This is a genomic window from Microcoleus sp. w2-18bC1 (genome assembly GCF_036700365.1).
Taxonomy (GTDB): Bacteria; Cyanobacteriota; Cyanobacteriia; order Cyanobacteriales; family Microcoleaceae; genus Microcoleus.
Window position 1 is genome coordinate 37716 of the sequence record NZ_JAUBOS010000037.1, and the last position, 17957, is coordinate 55672.

General features: G+C 45.6%; 13 protein-coding genes and 3 tRNA genes. 9 read left to right on the forward strand and 7 right to left on the reverse strand.

Features of this window, described 5'->3' with window-relative positions; genetic code table 11:
• Positions 1-432: 432 nt before the first annotated feature.
• Positions 433-2595: a CBS domain-containing protein gene (locus tag QT979_RS18590; protein WP_333311353.1), complete on the reverse strand. Its 2163-nt coding sequence runs from the start codon at positions 2593-2595 to the stop codon at positions 433-435.
• A 145-nt stretch (positions 2596-2740) separates the two neighbouring features.
• Between QT979_RS18590 and QT979_RS18595 the strand changes: the two genes are divergently transcribed.
• Positions 2741-5299, forward strand: coding sequence for a PhoD-like phosphatase (locus QT979_RS18595; protein ID WP_333211910.1), 2559 nt, complete (start codon positions 2741-2743; stop codon positions 5297-5299).
• 294 nt (positions 5300-5593) lie between these two features.
• Positions 5594-5812, forward strand: a complete 219-nt coding sequence (locus QT979_RS18600; protein WP_333311354.1) for a hypothetical protein — start codon at positions 5594-5596, stop codon at positions 5810-5812.
• A gap of 73 nt (positions 5813-5885) precedes the next feature.
• On the opposite strand, the gene QT979_RS18605 is transcribed toward QT979_RS18600, so the two are convergent.
• The 4 genes from QT979_RS18605 to QT979_RS18620 form a co-directional block, all read right to left on the reverse strand.
• Positions 5886-5957, reverse strand: a tRNA-Thr gene (locus tag QT979_RS18605).
• A gap of 73 nt (positions 5958-6030) precedes the next feature.
• Positions 6031-6112 (reverse strand) — tRNA-Tyr (locus QT979_RS18610).
• Between the two features lie 197 nt (positions 6113-6309).
• A complete protein-coding gene (locus QT979_RS18615) occupies positions 6310-8130 on the reverse strand; it encodes an ABC transporter ATP-binding protein (protein ID WP_333311355.1) in 1821 nt (606 codons plus the stop codon).
• 289 nt (positions 8131-8419) lie between these two features.
• Positions 8420-8560, reverse strand: a complete 141-nt coding sequence (locus QT979_RS18620) for a hypothetical protein (protein ID WP_172188980.1) — start codon at positions 8558-8560, stop codon at positions 8420-8422.
• A gap of 219 nt (positions 8561-8779) precedes the next feature.
• Between QT979_RS18620 and QT979_RS18625 the strand changes: the two genes are divergently transcribed.
• The 4 genes from QT979_RS18625 (at position 8780) to QT979_RS18640 (ending at position 12326) form a co-directional block, all read left to right on the forward strand.
• A tRNA-Gly gene (locus tag QT979_RS18625) sits at positions 8780-8851 on the forward strand.
• A 252-nt stretch (positions 8852-9103) separates the two neighbouring features.
• On the forward strand, positions 9104-9508 hold the full coding sequence (locus QT979_RS18630) for a hypothetical protein (protein ID WP_333084666.1): 405 nt from the start codon (positions 9104-9106) through the stop codon (positions 9506-9508).
• Positions 9509-9512: 4 nt separating this feature from the next.
• On the forward strand, positions 9513-10778 hold the full coding sequence (locus QT979_RS18635) for a glutamate-5-semialdehyde dehydrogenase (RefSeq protein WP_333211906.1): 1266 nt from the start codon (positions 9513-9515) through the stop codon (positions 10776-10778).
• A gap of 405 nt (positions 10779-11183) precedes the next feature.
• Positions 11184-12326 (forward strand): fatty acid desaturase, encoded by a 1143-nt coding sequence (locus QT979_RS18640; RefSeq protein ID WP_333311356.1) that lies wholly within the window; start codon positions 11184-11186, stop codon positions 12324-12326.
• A gap of 118 nt (positions 12327-12444) precedes the next feature.
• Here the strand turns inward: QT979_RS18640 and QT979_RS18645 are convergent, their stop codons facing one another.
• Both QT979_RS18645 and QT979_RS18650 read right to left on the reverse strand, forming a co-directional pair.
• Positions 12445-14148 (reverse strand): lipoxygenase family protein, encoded by a 1704-nt coding sequence (locus QT979_RS18645; protein WP_333311357.1) that lies wholly within the window; start codon positions 14146-14148, stop codon positions 12445-12447.
• A 321-nt stretch (positions 14149-14469) separates the two neighbouring features.
• Complete coding sequence (locus tag QT979_RS18650; RefSeq protein ID WP_333311358.1) at positions 14470-15603, reverse strand: class I SAM-dependent methyltransferase; 1134 nt, start codon at positions 15601-15603, stop codon at positions 14470-14472.
• Between the two features lie 558 nt (positions 15604-16161).
• On the opposite strand from QT979_RS18650, the gene QT979_RS18655 reads away from it, so the two are divergent.
• The 3 genes from QT979_RS18655 (at position 16162) to QT979_RS18665 (ending at position 17897) form a co-directional block, all read left to right on the forward strand.
• Positions 16162-17217, forward strand: a complete 1056-nt coding sequence (locus tag QT979_RS18655; RefSeq protein WP_333311359.1) for an adenylate/guanylate cyclase domain-containing protein — start codon at positions 16162-16164, stop codon at positions 17215-17217.
• A gap of 15 nt (positions 17218-17232) precedes the next feature.
• A complete protein-coding gene (locus tag QT979_RS18660; RefSeq protein ID WP_333311360.1) occupies positions 17233-17682 on the forward strand; it encodes an NUDIX domain-containing protein in 450 nt (149 codons plus the stop codon).
• 62 nt (positions 17683-17744) lie between these two features.
• Positions 17745-17897, forward strand: a complete 153-nt coding sequence (locus tag QT979_RS18665; protein ID WP_333311361.1) for a hypothetical protein — start codon at positions 17745-17747, stop codon at positions 17895-17897.
• Positions 17898-17957 lie beyond the last annotated feature (60 nt).

Genomic DNA, 17957 nt, shown 5'->3' on the forward strand with positions numbered 1-17957 from the left:
GATTGGCAAACATTGACTTTGCTGGGGTTTCGGGTGTTTTGTAAAAAATTGTGAATTTTTAGGAAATGGTGGGGAGTCGGAGAGTGGGGGAGTGAGTCGGGAAGAGGGAGAAAGTTATGGGATTTTAGATTTTAGATTGGCAAACATTGACTTTGCTGGGGTTTCGGGTGTTTTGTAAAAAATTGTGAATTTTTAGGAAATGGTGGGGAGTTGGAGAGTGGGGGAGTGAGTCGGGAAGAGGGAGAGTGGATGGGGAGAGTGGGGGATTGGGAGAATATCATGTCTTCCCCATGACTACTGATACCAGTTGAAAAAAAGAATGCAACTGTAGGCCCGTGATCCAAACCACGAGCTTAATGAGTCATTTCCAATTCTTCAATTCTTCAATTCTTCAATTTTTAAATCTAAAATCTAAAATCCTATGACTGCTGACTAATGACCACTGACGATCGGAATCTCGATCGCAAATTCAGTGCCCCGTCCAGCTTCCGAAACGCAATCGAGTCGCCCCCCGTGCTGTTCGACAACTAAATGGTAAGAAATCGACAGTCCCAACCCAGTGCCCTTGCCGACTGGTTTGGTAGTAAAAAACGGGTCAAATAATTGGTGGCGAATCTCATCCGGTATGCCCCGCCCGTTGTCGGAAATGCGGATCGCGACAAAATCGCCGCCAACAACTTCAGTACGAATTTTAATTGTGGGAACAGTCAATGGAGAATTAGGATTTGACGGGGGTGAATTTTTCGCATTTCTCGCCGCCCATTCCCCTTTCTGGATTTCTTCATCCAAAGCATCAATAGCATTGCCGATAATATTCATGAACACCTGATTGATCTGACCGGCACAGCACTCGATGTTGGGCAAATTGCCGTATTCTTTAATAATGTGAATAGTTGGATGTGCGCCGTGGGCTTTGAGCCGGTGCTGCAAAATCAACAAAGTGGTTTCAAGTCCCTCGTGAATGTCAACGAGCTTGATGTTAGATTGATCCGATCGCGAAAAATTACGCATCGACACAACTATTTGGCGGATGCGCTCGGTTCCTACTTGCATAGAAGACAGGATCTTAGATAAGTCTTCTACCAAAAAATCGACTTCCATATCTGCTGCTGCTTTCCGAATTTCCGAGACGGGTTCGGGATAGTGCTGCTGGTAAAGTTGCAACAGTTGGAGCAATTCTTTGATGTAGTGGCTGGCGTGGGAAAGGTTGCCGTAGATAAAATTAACAGGGTTGTTAATTTCGTGAGCGATACCGGCAATCATTTGTCCCAAAGAAGACATTTTTTCGGTTTGCACCAATTGAGTTTGAGTTTGCTGCAACTTTCGCACAGTTTCCTCTAATTGCTGCGCTTGATTTTTCAAGCAAGTTTGCTTTCGCCGCAGGACTTCTTCAACTCGCTGGCGCTTGATAATATCCCGTCTCAACAATTCATTTGATTCTAAAAGTTGAGCGGTGCGTTCTTCAACTTGTTGTTTTAAGTCGTCGTGAGCTTGGCGCAGAGCTTCTTGGGCCCGCTGCCGCTCTAAAATTTCTTGCTGCAAAAGTTCGTTGGCTTTCTGCAATTGGGTGGCTCGATCGTCCACTGCTTGTTGCAACAGCTCGATCGTCCCATACATTTCAGATTGGTTAAAAACTTGCGGCAAACTTGTCTGAGACACAACGCCCAAAAGTTCTCCCTGGTTGCCAACTACTACCAAACGGCGGACGCAGTGGCGCTGCATGGACTGGTGGACACTCCAGAGGGAATCGGCGGGAGAAATGCAAAATAAAGGCGCACTCATGGCCCTTGCTGCTGGGATTTCGGAGAGGTTTAATTCGAGGGCGTGAAACTGCACGATGTCGCGCTCGGTGACAATGCCGATCGGAATTTGATAATTTTGTGTTGGTGCGATCGCCCGATCGGGATGCTGAGTTTGCTCTTGGACAATGACGACGGAACTAACTCGATGCTTGACCATGAGCTGGGCTAAATCGAGCGCTGAGGCAGTTGTTGGGGCAGAAATGACTTCTTTGGTCATGATATCTGCTGCACAGCGCAAATTGGTTAGCAAGTTAATCGGTTGCAGGGCTTCGTGAATGGCTTCGCGGGTGATGATGCCGATAAGTCGCGAGTCGTCGTCCACTACGGGCAAATGCCGGATGGAGTGCTGGCGCAACGTGAACATAGCTGTGAAAATATCTTGAGACTCGGATTGTTTGAGGGTAATGGGCGATCGAGTCATTACGTCAGCAATTGTCAGTCCGACTGTACAAGCTGCGACGGTAGTTAGCTTGACGATATCCCGTTCTGTAAAAATGCCGATCGGGCGATTATCTTCGACGACTAATACGCAACTGCGCTTGGCTGCGCTAGCAACAGCGTTTTGTTTTTCGCCACAAAGGTGACAGGAGACGCGCATCGGGTTCATGAGAGCCAACACCTGGGCGATCGGGGTTTCTGGAGCCACGGTGAGGGGGTGGCGGTCGATCGCCCTATCTAAGGGCGAGGAGTAGATTGGCCGGCTGTTGGGCCGTCCAGCGGGTTCTGATGATGTAATTACCGACAAGTGCGGGGCTGAATCTCGGAAATGTTGTAATTGTTCTTCTTGTAGCATGATTATTAATTTTACTTAATGAGTTGTTACAATTTTGGAGACTTGGGTTGGCAGACTTAGCATTAATTAAGCGAGTGACAGATGCTTGATCGCCTAAAATCTGATTGCTAGAACACTCTTATTTAATTTTTATTTTTTAAATCCTATGTCGTGGACTCCCTTAAGTCATCGAATTCATCACTTGCCGCTGATCCTTGCGGGCCCGATTTTGCGCCGGACTGAAAGTCGGGCCGTGACAGTTTGGCTGGCTCTGAAAGCACCCCGCCAAGTCGAACTCAAGGTTTATTCGACGGAGGGCGGAACCGGCGAAATTGTCGATCGGCCATTGCTGCAAGGTGCGAACTCTACCGTACAGCTCGGCAAATACCTGCACGTAGTCGCGGTGACTGCTAAACCAATTAATAGCAATGTCTTGACATCTGGGGAAATTTATGCTTATGACATCAAGTTTGCGGGGAGTAGCGAGTCGCCGTCGGCGGGTGCAGTCCCAGAAAATGAGAAAGAAAATCTCATTTCTTGCCTGTGGCCTGCCACTCCTGATTTATCGGCTTTGGGGCCGGAGACGATTAGTTATTTCGCTCACCAGTTGCCCACTTTTGCCCTGCCGCCACAGGATTTAAACTATTTGCGTATCGTTCACGGTTCTTGTCGCAAGCCCCACGGAGACGGCAGAGATGCGCTGCCAATCTTGGATAATTCGATCGAACAGTTTGCAGGTACGGCAAATAGCAGGCCCCACCAACTGTTTTTAACCGGCGACCAAATTTACGGCGACGACGTGGCCGATGCGATGCTGTGGGCTTTGACGGATGCTGGCGATACCCTGTTGGGCTGGGAAGAGAGTCTACCCCTGATGGATGATGCCCAAATTAAAAAGAATTTGTGTATCAGTATACCTAAAAATTCGGCAAACGAAAATGCAGGTGGCCAAGAGAGGGAAATTTTTAGAGAGTCCCCTATTCAGAAACCATCTGATGCTGAATATGAGTCCAAAAAACCAATTGAGTTAAAACCGGGGACTCGCAGCGATATTGCCAGAGATTTTGGCGGCTTTACGGCGATGTTGGTAAATAAACCCGCCAATGCTAAAAGTCACTTATTTAGCTTGGGCGAATATTATGCGATGTATTTGTTAGTTTGGTCGCCGGTACTCTGGTGTACGAGTTTTCCGAAGGGTAAGGATATTTGCCCAAATTCTAAGCAGGCAAAAGTCTGGGATAGAGAAGTTGTTGAACTTGACGGTTTTGCTCGCAATTTGTGGAGAGTGAGGAGGGCGCTAGCGAATATTCCTACTTATATGATTTGCGATGACCATGATGTTAGCGACGATTTTTATTTGAATCGAGAGTGGTGTTACCGGGTGCTGGGAAAGCCACTGGGCCGGCGGGTGGTGCAGAATGCTTTGCTTGCTTACGCTGTGTTTCAGGCTTGGGGAAATACGCCTGCACAGTTCGATCGCGAAAAACCGGGAGATAAATTATTAAAGGCGGCTGAAAAATGGTCGGCTTCGGCGGGGACTGATGTTTCTGCTTGGGAGGAGGCGGCTTCGTATTTGGGAATTCCAAAACTCGATCCGAAAACTCATTTGCCTAAGTTGAAATTAGATGAAGATGTTTTTATTTTGGATCGAGATGACGAGGGTGTAAATGAGGTTTTGAATTGGCATTTTATTGTGAGAAGTTTTAAGCATGAGGTGATTGTGCTGGATACGCGGAGTTGGCGGGGGTATCCGGTGAAAAGCGCGATCGATCCGCCGATGCTTTTGACTCACAAAGGTTTTGAGGAGCAAATTCAGCAGCCTTTGCAAGAAACTAATTTGCTGAATAAAACTGGGGAGTTTGAGATTGAGGCGACGCTAGTAGTTGTGCCGACAAATTTGGTTGGTTTGTGGATTATTGATGCGGTGCAAAAGCGGGATGTGGAACAGGGGAAGGTTTTTAATAGCGATGCGGGGGATGCTTGGAATTTTCACGAGTTGGCTTTTGTGAAGCTGTTGTCGGAGTTTTTTAAGCAGCGCGATCGGGTGATTGTGTTGAGCGGGGATATTCACTATGCTGCTGCTGTGCGGCTGAGTTATTGGTCTGATTGTCATTTTGGCGATTCTCGATCGAATATTGAGCCTTTGAATCTGGCGAATTATCAATCAAATTGTCACTATTCTGTGTTGGCGCAGTTGACTGCTAGTGCTTTTATCAATGAAGAGTGGAAAACGCATTTAATTCATACTAAGATTAAGTCGCTGCTTCCTGAGCGATCGCACGAATGTTTGGGATGGAATGAGCCGCTGGAATTAATGAAAATCCCCAGGAGTAGCAGAAAGAAAGCTCTGGAGGCTGCTGTTAGGAATAGACAATCTCTGCCTGATTGGGGTTATCGGATTGACTGGATTAAACGGCAAAGAGCTCGGGTGTTTTTGCTGCTAGAAAAGGGAACTCCGTCAGATAGAACACATAAAAATAAACAATTGTCATTCCTGCGTAGGTTGTGGAATTTTATATCGCTGTTGTGGCGCAATCGCTGGCTGCAAGAGGGTGATGAGATTGTGGGATATAGCAATATTGCGATCGTCAGTTTTCAGTGGCCTGCGGATAGTGATGGGGAGAAAGCGGTGATCCAAAATGTTTATTGGCGGCCGCTTTGGGAGCCGAATAGTGTGGTTTACAGTCAATATTTTGTGCCGCTGGGATTGGATGAGGATGATTAGATTCCCGATTTCTTGAACAAGTCGGGGATTTGGATATGGGTACAATATTGTGATGAGTTTGTGGCAGTGTCCGCCGAGGGGAAACCCTAGTCTCATAGCTAAATTCGGTTGGAACTGAGATGTTACACCATTTTCAAGAACGGGCAAGATGCCCGTTCCACAAGAGATGAATTTTATTGTGGAACAGGCATCTTGCCTGTTCATAAAAGATTTATCGAGAATGGTGCAACATCTCAGTTCCCACTGAGATGTTACACCATTCTCAACTACCCATACTGCCAGCCACTAACAGTAATGTCAAAACCGTGCTTACGAGCTAAACTATGGGTACGATCGATATTAATTAACAGCCCCAACACTACCAGAGATAGCAACAAAGTTTCTCCAGTAGTCGCAGAATTTCCAGAGCCGGCCGACCTGCTCAATCAGTTCAAAGCCAGACGCAAAAAGTCGAGGGCAGACTTGGCAGATATGGAAGTCGTTTTGGACATATTAGAAAACCATCAGCACTAAAGTTGAGCGGAAAACTAACCTTGTTACTGTGCGATGAGCGTGAAACTCTTTATAGAGATAGCAGAGAATAGCAAGCCCGTGACGAGATTTGAACTCGTGACTTCCTCCTTACCAAGGAGGTACTCTACCACTGAGTTACACGGGCATAAAAAATTAAGAATCTCCAATTAAAAAATTAATTTTTAATTCTTAAATTTTAACTGTTTATTAAATTGAGGTGGGCCGAGCTAGATTTGAACTAGCGTAGGCGTAGCCAGCGGATTTACAGTCCGCCCCCATTAACCGCTCGGGCATCGACCCATTTCCATCACAGTTATATATCCTAGCACCACAATCTTTATTTGCAACATTATATTTGAAACTCTAATCATTCAGTTAAGAACACATAAGTGAGTTAGCGGTAGACGGGAAAATTGAACACTGTTTAAGGTGTGCATTGCTACGTCTAGGCTGGGTGTCCGCCCGGAGCACCCTAAGTCTAGACTAAGAGGAAATCCCTAATTCACTAATTCCCCGGTTTCTTGCAGGGAGTGCAGGCGGCGGTAAATGCCTTGTTGACTCAAGAGTTCGTCGTGGCTGCCAACTTCGACGATTCTACCGCCGTCGAGTACGACGATCGCATCGGCTTCGCGAATTGTACTCAGTCTGTGGGCAATAATTATGGTGGTGCGCGTACCGAGGATATTTCGCATGGCTATCTGGATCGATCGCTCGCTTTCATAGTCCAAACTAGAAGTAGCCTCATCAAAAATTAACACATCCGGCTCCACCAACAGCGCCCTGGCAATCCCCAATCGCTGCCGCTGACCGCCTGACAAGCGCATTCCTCGCTCCCCGACAACGGTATAGTAACCTTGGGGCAACAGCCGCACAAAATCCTCTACTTTGGCAATGCGACAAGCATCCTCAACTTGCTCGAAAGTTGCATTTCTGTTTCCGTAAGTCAAATTTTCCAGCAAAGTACCGTTAAAAACGTCTACTTCTTGGTGGACAATGGCTAAACGCTGGCGGTAGCGAGTCACGTCTAAGCTGCGAATGTCTTCTCCGTCGATCAGAATGCGGCCGGAGTTTGGTTCAAAGTAGCGAAACAGAAGTTTAACTAAAGTCGATTTCCCGGAACCCGATCGCCCGACTAATGCTACAGTCTGACGGGGATGAATCAATAAATTCACATCTTGCAAAACGGGTTTTTGGCTGTCGTACCCGAATGTCAAACCGCTGAACTCAACTTTGCCGGTAAATTTATAAGGTGGCTGTGCCGATTGAGCATTTTCTGCTAAATTGACCGCATCCACACCGTCTGGCGTTTGCATAAACTCGTGGAACCGGATCATTGAAGAATAGCGCCGCGCCAATAATTCGGCGATAATGCTAATCGGACGCAGTTGGGAATATGCCATGCTTGCCAGGGTGTAGACGGTAACAAAATATCCGAGGGAAATTTTGCCTGCAACCGTGGCTGCTAGGCTAAAACCGAGGACTGAAAACAAACACAACTGGACGATCGTCTGCTGGTATGTCCCCAGGATGACGTATCCTTTGTGAATGCGGTGGATCACGACTTTTGATTCGCGATCGAGTCTGGTTGTTTGCCTTTTGAGTTCATGGCTTTCTGTCGCAAAAGCTTTGACTGTTTTGATGTTGGTGATAATTTCCGAGTTGCGGCTTTCGGTATCTTCGATGTATTCATCCAGACTTTCTTCCTGCGCCGTCACCTGTTGCAGGCCCTTTAAGGTGAAACTGAGGATAAATAGAAATGAAACCAAAATTAATAAGCCAATCCGCCACTCAATTAAGCAGATAACGGCAAAAATGCCGATTAAGCGAACGACTTCGGGGATGAATTCGCCGGCAATTTCTGGGTAAGTCCAAGTATGGTTGGCGATGCCTTTGGCGATGCGGCTGGCAATCCGTCCGGCGTTGTTTTCGTCGTAGAATTCTAGGGGTAAGGTGAGGATTTTGCCGATCGCACTTCTCATTTGATCGCGCCTTGCCCTCAATGGTATCGCCCAGTGGAACCAATTTCCCACCCAAGGCTGTACCGGTGCTTTGGCGACTGTTACCAGAAAAATTATGCCCAGCAAGACGGATAGCGATAATATTTTGTTGGGTGAGTGCTGGGTAACGGAGGCGATCGCTGTTATGAGTTTTTGCGTTACTGTATCTGTAGGTTGACCCGACAATACGTTTAATATTTGACCGATCGCGTAAGGAACAAGCAAATCGGCTAGTGCCAAAACGCTGGAGCTAGCTATGCTGTAAAGTGATATTTTCCAGTAGCGACTGTAGTATTTGAAGATGTCCTGAAAGCTTGCCATAAATTTTTGTTGAGATACAACCCTTGCAAACACTTGCATTTAGAACTGCGCTCTCGGCGCGCCGTGTTTACAAGTGTACTACAAAAGTATTCGATCGGGGAGTCATCTCGGCTCATGCTAGCGACTCGCCCGATCGGGTGATTTAGGGCAATCATTCGATCGTCCGCAATCGATCCGCATTCCAGGGCCATCAATTCCAGGCTAAGGGCAAAAAAATGCAAAAGACAGAATTTTTCTTAAATTCTGCCTTCTGAGCAAGGCCTGATAAGTTTTACGTTTGAGTAGTCTGTTAGCTGAAGGTGTAGGCTGATTGCAGCGCCCACCAGATCAAGAAGCCGATTCCGCCGGCAATGACAATCGCCGAAATGGCGATCGCTATAGGACTGTCAGCTCCCTTGAACTTCATGATTCCGCGATTTAAATCTGACATGACAGTGTTCTCCCACAATTCCAGCTTGATTGTAGCTTTGCCGTCGGCGGATGGCGGTCAATTTTCACGGCAATTACTGATTTGGTTAATGATCTGGCTGCTGAAATTTCCGGTGGGGATAGGCTTTGGGGGTTTTTACAGGGTGTCTGAAAAAAAACTTACTAAAAAGACTTGACAAATTTCGAGAATTGAGACAATATTGTTAATACCGCAGGAAATGCGGGTGTAGCTCAGTGGTAGAGCGTCACCTTGCCAAGGTGAATGTCGCGCGTTCGAATCGCGTCACCCGCTTTAGAAGATAAAAAAATCAAGGAAACCGGAAAGTAGATCAAGAAAGTTTTCGGTATCCTCCTAATGAAGGATGGTTGAAAATACCTAAGTTAGTGGTAAGATTGAATGCAGAACTTGCAAGTCAAAATTGCCGATCGGGCGTGATCTCGGAACAGGCAGTTGAAAGCCTCGCTTTGGCGGAATTGACAAGTTTGATTAAGTGGATATGTTAACGATTATTTTTGTAAAAACGCTTTTTTTATCCGATCGCTAGTGCCCTCTCAAAAAGCTCCCAAGATTGACTTAAACGATGAGTACCCCTGTCCTTGCCGACGCCGGGGTCGTCTAGTTCCCATAACGTTGACAGAAGCCTTGGGCTGCAACCGCTGTCAACAAATATTTGTATTGGACGAAAGTGGATACGTGATCGAGCAACTATCAACGAACTATCCTTACAAGCAGGCTTGGCGGTGGACGGGCAACCAGTGGAACAGAGCGCATCCGGGTTTGAAGGCTTATTACTTGCCACTGGCTTTGGGTATGATATTGGTGCCGCTAGTGATTTGGTTGCCCTTGGCGCTACACTCGCCTGGCCCGAATATTATTCTGTGGGCAATGGTCGCGGTGCTGCTAGCAATGCTGCCGGCGCTGATGGTATGGCTGGCTTATAGGCGTTAGCTAGATGATAATAGAGGATTTTACCCATTCATCAGATGCCGCAAATGTCGCGCGTCGCGCTTATCAAGCTTCTTTGGAGTTGGCTGCGACAAAGAGTGCTGATCGCGCTGCAGGTTTGCAGGCGATGGCGGGCTCGCTGAAACGCCGGCAAAATGACATTTTAGAAGCAAATACTCTGGATCTAGAAGCGAGTCGGGACATGGCGATTCCCGAGTTGATTGTGGAGTGGCTGAAGCTGACGCCGGAACGGATCAAGACAACTGTGCAAATTCTGCAACGGTTGGGGGAAATGCCAGACCCGATCGGTAGGGTGATCAATGCTTCTTATCAGGTCGATCGCTGTCAGGTTTACTGTCAGTCGCTACCACTGGGGGCGATCGCTCTCATTTACGAGGCATTTCCAGAGTTGGGGGCGATCGCTGCTGGTTTGTCTCTCAAAAGCGCTAACAGTTTGATTCTTAAAGGCGGCAGCGAAAGCTGGCAAACTAATACAGTAATTGGAGAAGCTTTGGTTTCGGCGATCGATGAGGTCGGTTTGCCATCGGGATGTTTGCAGATACTGCCGCCGGATCGGGGCGCTTCGATCCGAGAATTGGTCACTCAAGACCAATATCTCAATTTAATTATTCCCTACGGTAGACCAAGTTTGGTGCAGCAGGTGGTTAGGCTGTGTACAGCACCAGTTTTGAGGTCGGCAATGGGAAATTGTTACCTTTATTGGTCGCCGACTGGTAGTTTGGAGATGGCAAGGTGGATGATTTTGGACAGCCATCAAAGCGTTCCCGATCCTGTTAATGCGATCGAGAAAGTGCTGATCGATCGCAACCAAAAGCCTTCTTCCCTAGTCAGGCTGTGGAACAGTTTAAAAGAAAAAGGCTTTCAAATTAGCGGCGATGCGGATCTTGTTGCAGATTTCCCAGAGTTGAAGCTGGCGGAACCATACGAGTGGACTCAACCGTATTTAAACAAAACCATCGCGTTTAAAGTTGTCGATAGTTTAGAGATTGCGATCGGCTGGATCAACCGCTACAGCAGCGGTCACGCTGACTGCATTGCCACTGAATCTTACTTAGAAAGTCGCCAATTTGCTCTGGATGTTAACAGCGCCTCAACTTTTATAAATGCCTCACCTCGGTTTTGGCGTTATCAAAATCGGGGAGATGCGATATTTTTGGGAATGTCCAACCAAAAAGGTTATCGCCGGGGATTGATCGGGTTAGATACGCTGACGACAATTAAAGAAATTGTTCAGGGAAACGGACTTTTTTAATCTTATAAGCTGTTCAGCATTTAAATTTTTTGCCTGAAAGCCATGGTGCAAGGAGTCTAGGCTTCAAAAATCCCAATTTAAATGCGTATCAGCTTAGGTTATTTAGGATTGGTTATTGGGATTAAACCAAACTGAAAAGTGGGAGACTATTATCGATGCGTAAGCCTTTAATAGTTGTTTCTAAAATTTTCTTTATGGGATATAATATCTTCGTAGAACAATCAGGCAGCCTTGATCTAAAGCAATTTGATCGCCAGTTCTCGGATAGCCACAGTGGAGACAGATAAAATCTCCGCATCCTAACAATAAGCCGGATTTATGTGTGGGTTCAATCTCAAATCGGGTACGGGATCTAATTAAATTTAGAAACTTATTAACTCACATGAAAATACTCTTAGCGATCACATGAAATCAGAAAAATCACTCAATACTCTAGACAAGGCGGCAACGCCGACTTTAGGCGGCGAAGAAACGCTAATTCACCACTCGGTATATGTTAAAAAATTGCGTCCGCTGCTGCCGTCAGATGCCTTTGAACCAGATCCTAGCAAGTTAGCAATACTACTCATCAATGCTGCTATTTTATTGCTGGGATGGGGAATTGCTGCTAATCTCGATCGCTGGCCTGTCTATCTTTTAGGGCTTTACTTACCTTTAGCCGTCATCATGGGCAATAGTATCATAGTTTTGCTATTTAGCTCCCACGATTTGATGCACGGTAGCGTTCAGAAAAAGTCGCGCCTCACTTATCCGATCGCCTTTTTGGGACTAAGTATGCTGTTTATGCCGCCTACTCAGTGGAAAAATCTGCACAACCTCGTGCATCACAATAACACGAATTCTTTGGCAGACCCCGATCGCAACTATCTGTACCAGCAACCAGATACTTGGGGAAAATGGATTCAAAATCTGTTTGTCCCGTCGGTGGAAGTCAACCCGGTGTGGTTAATTGTAGGGATGGCCGGTTCGTGGTTAGTGCATAATTTCCGCAATCTCACCTCGGTACTGTTCTTTAACGATAAATCTGTCGATTACGTACCGGCTGCCTTTACAGTTAGTCCTAAAGATAGATTGACAATCGCATTTGAATGTCTGGGAATTTTAGGAATTCATGCCAGCATTTTGTTCTACCTGGGCTTTCATCCGCTGAAAATCGCTCTTGCCTACTTTTTGCCGATCGCAATTGGTCATGCAGGCGCCATGTTTTACATCTATACCAACCACATGGGTTGCCGGATGACCGTCATTAATGACCCGCTGATCAACAGTATGTCAGTGCGGGTTCCTAAAATATTTGACCTGCTGCACTTAAATTTTTCTTACCACACAGAGCATCATATTTTCCCCAGCATCAACTCAGACTATTATCCGATGGTGCAAGAGTTGTTGCAAATTCACTATCCTGGACGCCTGAATTTAATCGATGCTGGCAAAGCTTGGCGGTTGCTGATGCAAACACCCCGGCATTATCAAGATGAAGTCACCTTCTCTGATTCCTCTGGTACAATGTCCGTGAATTGCTCGATTGTTGAAGACTATAAAAGCTGAGAATTCGTATTGCAACTCACATCTTGAACCACGCTGAAGAACAGGCTTTTGGGCCTGTTCCACAAAGAATGAATTTTCGTGTGGGGTGGGCGTCTCGCCCGCCCCAAAAAATACAATTCTACATACTGATGCTATTGAGTACCAACGAAGGCTTGAGAGCAAAATAAGGGATTACTCGTTTTTGATTGTTAGCATCAATCTTTTGTTCTGCCATATTCAAATTTTGCTGGAACTGTCTCGTTAAAAATTCGATCGGCGTTCCCTCAAAAACTTCATCGAAGCTCATCCGGTAGAGTTCTCGGAAAGATTTATCGTAATAACCTAAACGGTCATATCGATAAGCTGACAAAATAAACATAATTTTCAGTTGTTCAGCCGCTCGCTTGTACGGAGGAAGCAACCGTAAAATGTCCTTTTCCGTAATCACTTCAAGAGTTCCCGCAGCAGTAATTTTGGGAATATCTCGGTAGGCTGCCAAAGGCATATTGGCAGAAAAACTCATGTATTCATACTGGGGAAAATTGACTGCTGAATGCTGCGGGCCACAGGTAAAAATTATGGTTGTGACAATTTTAATTAATTGTTCAACTGTGTCGATTTTGCTGGGCATTCCTTTGACTTTACCGCCCTCATTCGAGGCTAATTCTTGGGCCCAAGTTTGCAGTTCCACATCTTGGACGAGTGCTTCATTTGTCGGGTAAAAGAATTTGAGATAGTCACATACAAAGGTTTCGATCGCATTCCACAGCAGCAATCCATCATCTCGGTAAGGATAGTGAGGCAGTTGATTTGGATCGTCCATGCCCCTATTTTTCAGTTCGGTTGGGAAGGCAAATTGATCCAGACTCCAGTTACTGCAAGCCTCTCTAGCTATTTCCATTGTCTCTGGCAAGCTACCGCTTAGCAAGTCATCGACTGGCCCGCCCGGAGCGATCAAATAAGAACGTGCCAGCTCGTTGTTAGTCAACATAAACCGAAAGTGCGGTTTCAGCAGCAGGCTAAGGGGATGATTTTTAGCCAACTGTCGGGCGGTGACGATCGCGATTGGTTCCATCACCAAATGAGTTCGACCTAAATGCGAACTCATTTCGTGGTGATTGGCATCTGCTACTTGCACGCAGAGTTTCGCAAACAGCCAATCCACAGGAGGATCGAACGGGGTGTAAAGATGGCTATTTGGCGTCGGATCTAGTTGAATGGCGATCGGCACCAGTTCACCGCGATCGCGGATTCCCGTCCACCGCCAAGCGAAAAAAGCTCGCGGTTTTGGCAAGAATTTTCTGCCTTTTTCATAGCTGCCACCTCCAATTTTTGAAGGCGCGCGATAGTGTTGGTCGCTACCCGTATAATCGGCAATGTAAATGTTTTTTTGTTGCAACTCTTGACCCAGATCGAATAATGGGTGAAAGCTGGAAATTTGTGCCAGTGTTTGCGCCCGATGATCTCCGGCATCTAACAAACGAAGCACCATCGGATTTGCTCCAGACAGGCGCTGTTCTGCAAAAGAGCGATCGGTTTGGTAGATTTTGGCAACAGCAGGTAGCGGCAGCAGAGTAAAGAAATCTTCATAGTCTTGGAGCTCATCGAGAGGATCGAGAAAACTTCTCGAATCGGCCGCCAGCATATTTCCGGGAAGTTCCGATGTTGCTAGTATCCGCTCTCCAATATACTTGCTCGAAAAGTTCTCGACTGGTGGCAGATCTTTCAATAATGCCAAAGGTGATAAACTGTCATGGTCAAACTGATAAGCTTGTTGCTGGCGATTCAAGGAATCGCGGCGCTGTTCTGGGTTCGGGTCGTCTTGAGGAAGAGAAGGTTTCATATTGTCTACCATTGTATAAATCAACCCTTTTTTTGTAGTAAAATATCGGATATCATCACTACCGATCGAGGATGGAATTTAAAAAGTATTGTGCAGGCTCATGCTTGATATAAGTCTTATTCACCGATCGATCATCTGATTCCGGACTTTTTTAAACTCAGACAAATTTCTCAAAAGAATGCAACACTTCTAGATCGCCCTAAATCTAGGTTGAAAGGTTTCATTATCCGGATAAGTAGCTCGCACTTGAGAATCCCGACTTCTCCAAGAAGTCGGGGCTCGTGGTGTTAGGTTTTTTGAGCTCGGTCTACTGATTAGCGATTAGGCATGAGTCATTAAATATTGACCGTTGCCGTTATATTCGCCGTCGCAACTCGCGAAATTAGACACAAACCAAATCAAGTAAAACCGCCAGATGCGACGAAATTTGGCATAGTCGATGCCGTAGTCCAAATCTTTGACTATTGCCTGAGAATCGTCAAAGTTTTTTAGCCAGTTAGCAAAGGTTGTGGAGTAATTGTATCCGTTGATATACCATCTTTTAATGGTTTTGAGGTCTTTGTTGTAGCTGGGAACGGCATCGTATTTCCAGTAACGGCCGTGGGGGAAAATGTATTTGTGGGTGAAAACACTGGATATATTGTTGGGGGTGCGAACTGTAATGATGTGAATGAAAACTTTGCCTTTATCCTTCAGGAAAGATGCCAGCTTTTGGAAAGCTTTCGTTAAATTGCCTACATGCTCAAAAACTCCGATGGAGAGAATTTTGTCAAATTTTGTCTCGAAGTTGGCGTCGTTCAAATCGCCTTCATATAGGGTAAATCGACCTGAACTAAGGTAGCTTTCGGGGTATTGCATCTTCTGACGCATATACTCGCATTGGTGGTGGCTGAGGTTAATCCCCGTAAAAGTGACATTGGGAAATTTGGAAAGAATGTAATTGGGAACGCAACCCCAACCGCAGCCAAAGTCTAAAATATTGTCGCCATCCTGAATTTCTAGCTTCTCAATCACATCATCAATCATTTGGATTTGCGCTTGTTCAAGGTTGGCGGCTCCTTTTTCCCATAATCCCATGCTGTATTTAGGGTAAATGAGTTTTCCGTCACCTAACATCGGATTCAGCATTGCTTGAGGTAAGTCGTACTGAATCTTCATTAAATCCCGCGACCCTTCGGCTGTGTGATCTGTTTCTGTTAGTACCCATTCGTAGGGTGCAAGCAGGGACGGGAAATGCTTAAAAAAGACGGGCATACAGGTATCAAAAAGCGATCGCAATACTGAATCTGGGACTTCTAATCCGTTGATGTAAGACTCTGCTACTGCCATTTGCACCGTGTTAACTCCACTGACTGCGAGGCGGGTTGCTGCGTAGGCGATCGGACTTTTGATATGTACATCTCCCACTATGGGAATGTGCTTTTCGATGTTTTGTAAGGCTGTTGATGAAGTCATGGTTATACTGGTTTTAAAGATGCTGCTATTCTATCTCACCAAAATTAGCTGGTTGTTACAGAGCAAAAAAGCTGAAACTATTGCCAAGTAAGGTTTGCACAGCAAAACTTTCCTAAATTCTAAAAATATATGGCTGTTGAAGGAGATTTGATAACGGATTTATAGGGCTTTGGGGGAGATTAATTTTATTAAGAATTATGTCAGTCCATTTTAGATTTTAGATTTTAGATTTTAGATTAACTCCACAGCTTGAATTGGGGTATTTTCATCTCACGGTGAAAATTGTAGTGTTCAGTTATACCATTCTAGATTTTAGAATTGAGAATGAATGATCAGCTAAGAGTGGGACTATTGCCTAGAGTTGCATTCTTTTTTTAAACTGGTGTCAGTTGGGCGGTTGAGCTGATGAAACGAGAAGCAAATGCCGATCGCGACTTATAGTTAAGGAATCAGGGGAGGGGAGACAGAAAAAATGCCGAGAAACCGGGTTTGCATACAGGTTCGCTGCAATAACAGATGTCCGCGAGATTCCTCGCTAATTAGCTAGACGCGCCATATATGCCACAGATTCACTATCTGCCGGACGATCGCACGATCGAGATAGACGACGACGATATAATTCTCGAAGCTTCTCTGCGTGCCGACATTCCCCACACCCACATCTGCGGCGGTAGCGCCCGATGTTCAACTTGCCGGGTATTGATTGTCGAAGGTTTGGAATTTTGCTCTCCGCGCACTTCGCCGGAAGAGGAACTTGCCCAAAAATTGCGTTTAGAACCGGAAATTAGGCTAGCTTGTCAGACACAGGTTGCGGGCGGCAAGGTGATTTTGCGCCGATTGGCGATCGATTCTGAAGACTTGGAATCCTTTAACGACGAAATGGCAGGAAAGTCAATTTCTGCTCCTGTGGGTCAAGAGAAGAAAATTGCAATTTTGTTTGCCGATATTCGAGGGTTTACGCCTTTTGCAGAATCGCTATTGCCCTACGATGTAATTTATATTTTAAATCGCTATTTCCAAAAAATGGGTTATGCAATCAACCGCAACAGCGGGATGATTAATAATTATATGGGAGATGGTTTTATGGCGCTGTTTGGGTTGGAAAATTCAGACAGGGCAGCGGAACAAGCGGTGAGGGCTGGGGTGCAGATGCTGGAGGAACTAGAGAAACTCAATCCCTATTTTGAGACTCTATACCGTCACCGATTGCGGATTGGAATTGGTATACATTACGGGTGGGTGGTTGTGGGGAATTTGGGGGCATCGAAGAGTCAGACAGTTACGGCGATCGGAGATGCGGTGAATTTTGCCAGCCGGATCGAGGCTGCTAATAAGCAAGTGGGAACCAGTTTACTGATTTCCGAGGAGACTTATCAGGAAATTAAGAAATTGGCGATCGTCAATCAGTGCGTATCCGTGCAAATTCCGGGGAAAAGTGGCGAATATCCGCTGTATGAAGTAGTCGGGATGCCCCCGCTGCCCGTGGAAACCGAAGAAGTTTCTGAAGTCACCGACAACTCTATTTGGCAAAGTTTTGTCAATAAATTGTTGGCTTTGTATGCTGCGGTATACAATTGGATTAGGCAAATTTGGAGTCAAATTAGAAAACTCTAGAGCAATTTTTTTTAGTTGTATTATTCCCTCGATCGGATGAATATTCCTCAGTCAATAGTTCGCATTTTTCTCATGCTTCCCAACGGTCAGATTGGGGCACAACTGCGAGATAATATTCCCGGTATTGCCAGTCAAGGAATGCTTTCTACTTTTGGTGGTGGCGTGGACATTGGAGAAATTCCACAGCAGGCAGCAGTGCGAGAAATGGAGGAAGAAACTTGCCTCACAATCAATGATTACACAATGGAATTTATCGCAACTTTTACTCACCAAAAGACCCAAAATGATAGAAAGGTTTTACAAAACAACCACCTTTTTTTGGCGATCGTTAGCGATTGTGATAAAATAGAAATCAAAGAAGGTGTGGGTTTGGTAATTTTGAGAAAAGATGTAGACTTTGAAAAAGTCAACGCAGGTGAAGGTACTCAAATGGCTTGGAAATTGTTGCAGGAATATTTAAAATAAAAACTCCCACACAACGTTTTCCCCGCGAGGAGACTGAAACTTTAATAGAGAACTTCTGTACTATGTTGTCAAATACGAATTCAGAGTACGAATTATTACTACAGCGGGCGATCGCGATCGCAGCAAAAGCTCATGATGGGCAGGTTGATAAGGCAGGCAATCCCTATCTCGATCATCCGCTATTTGTGATGGAAAATGTAAGGAATGAAAAATAAATAAGTTGATTAGTTATCGGTTATAATGAAAAAAGTGTGAGATTACAATTTTTACCAAAA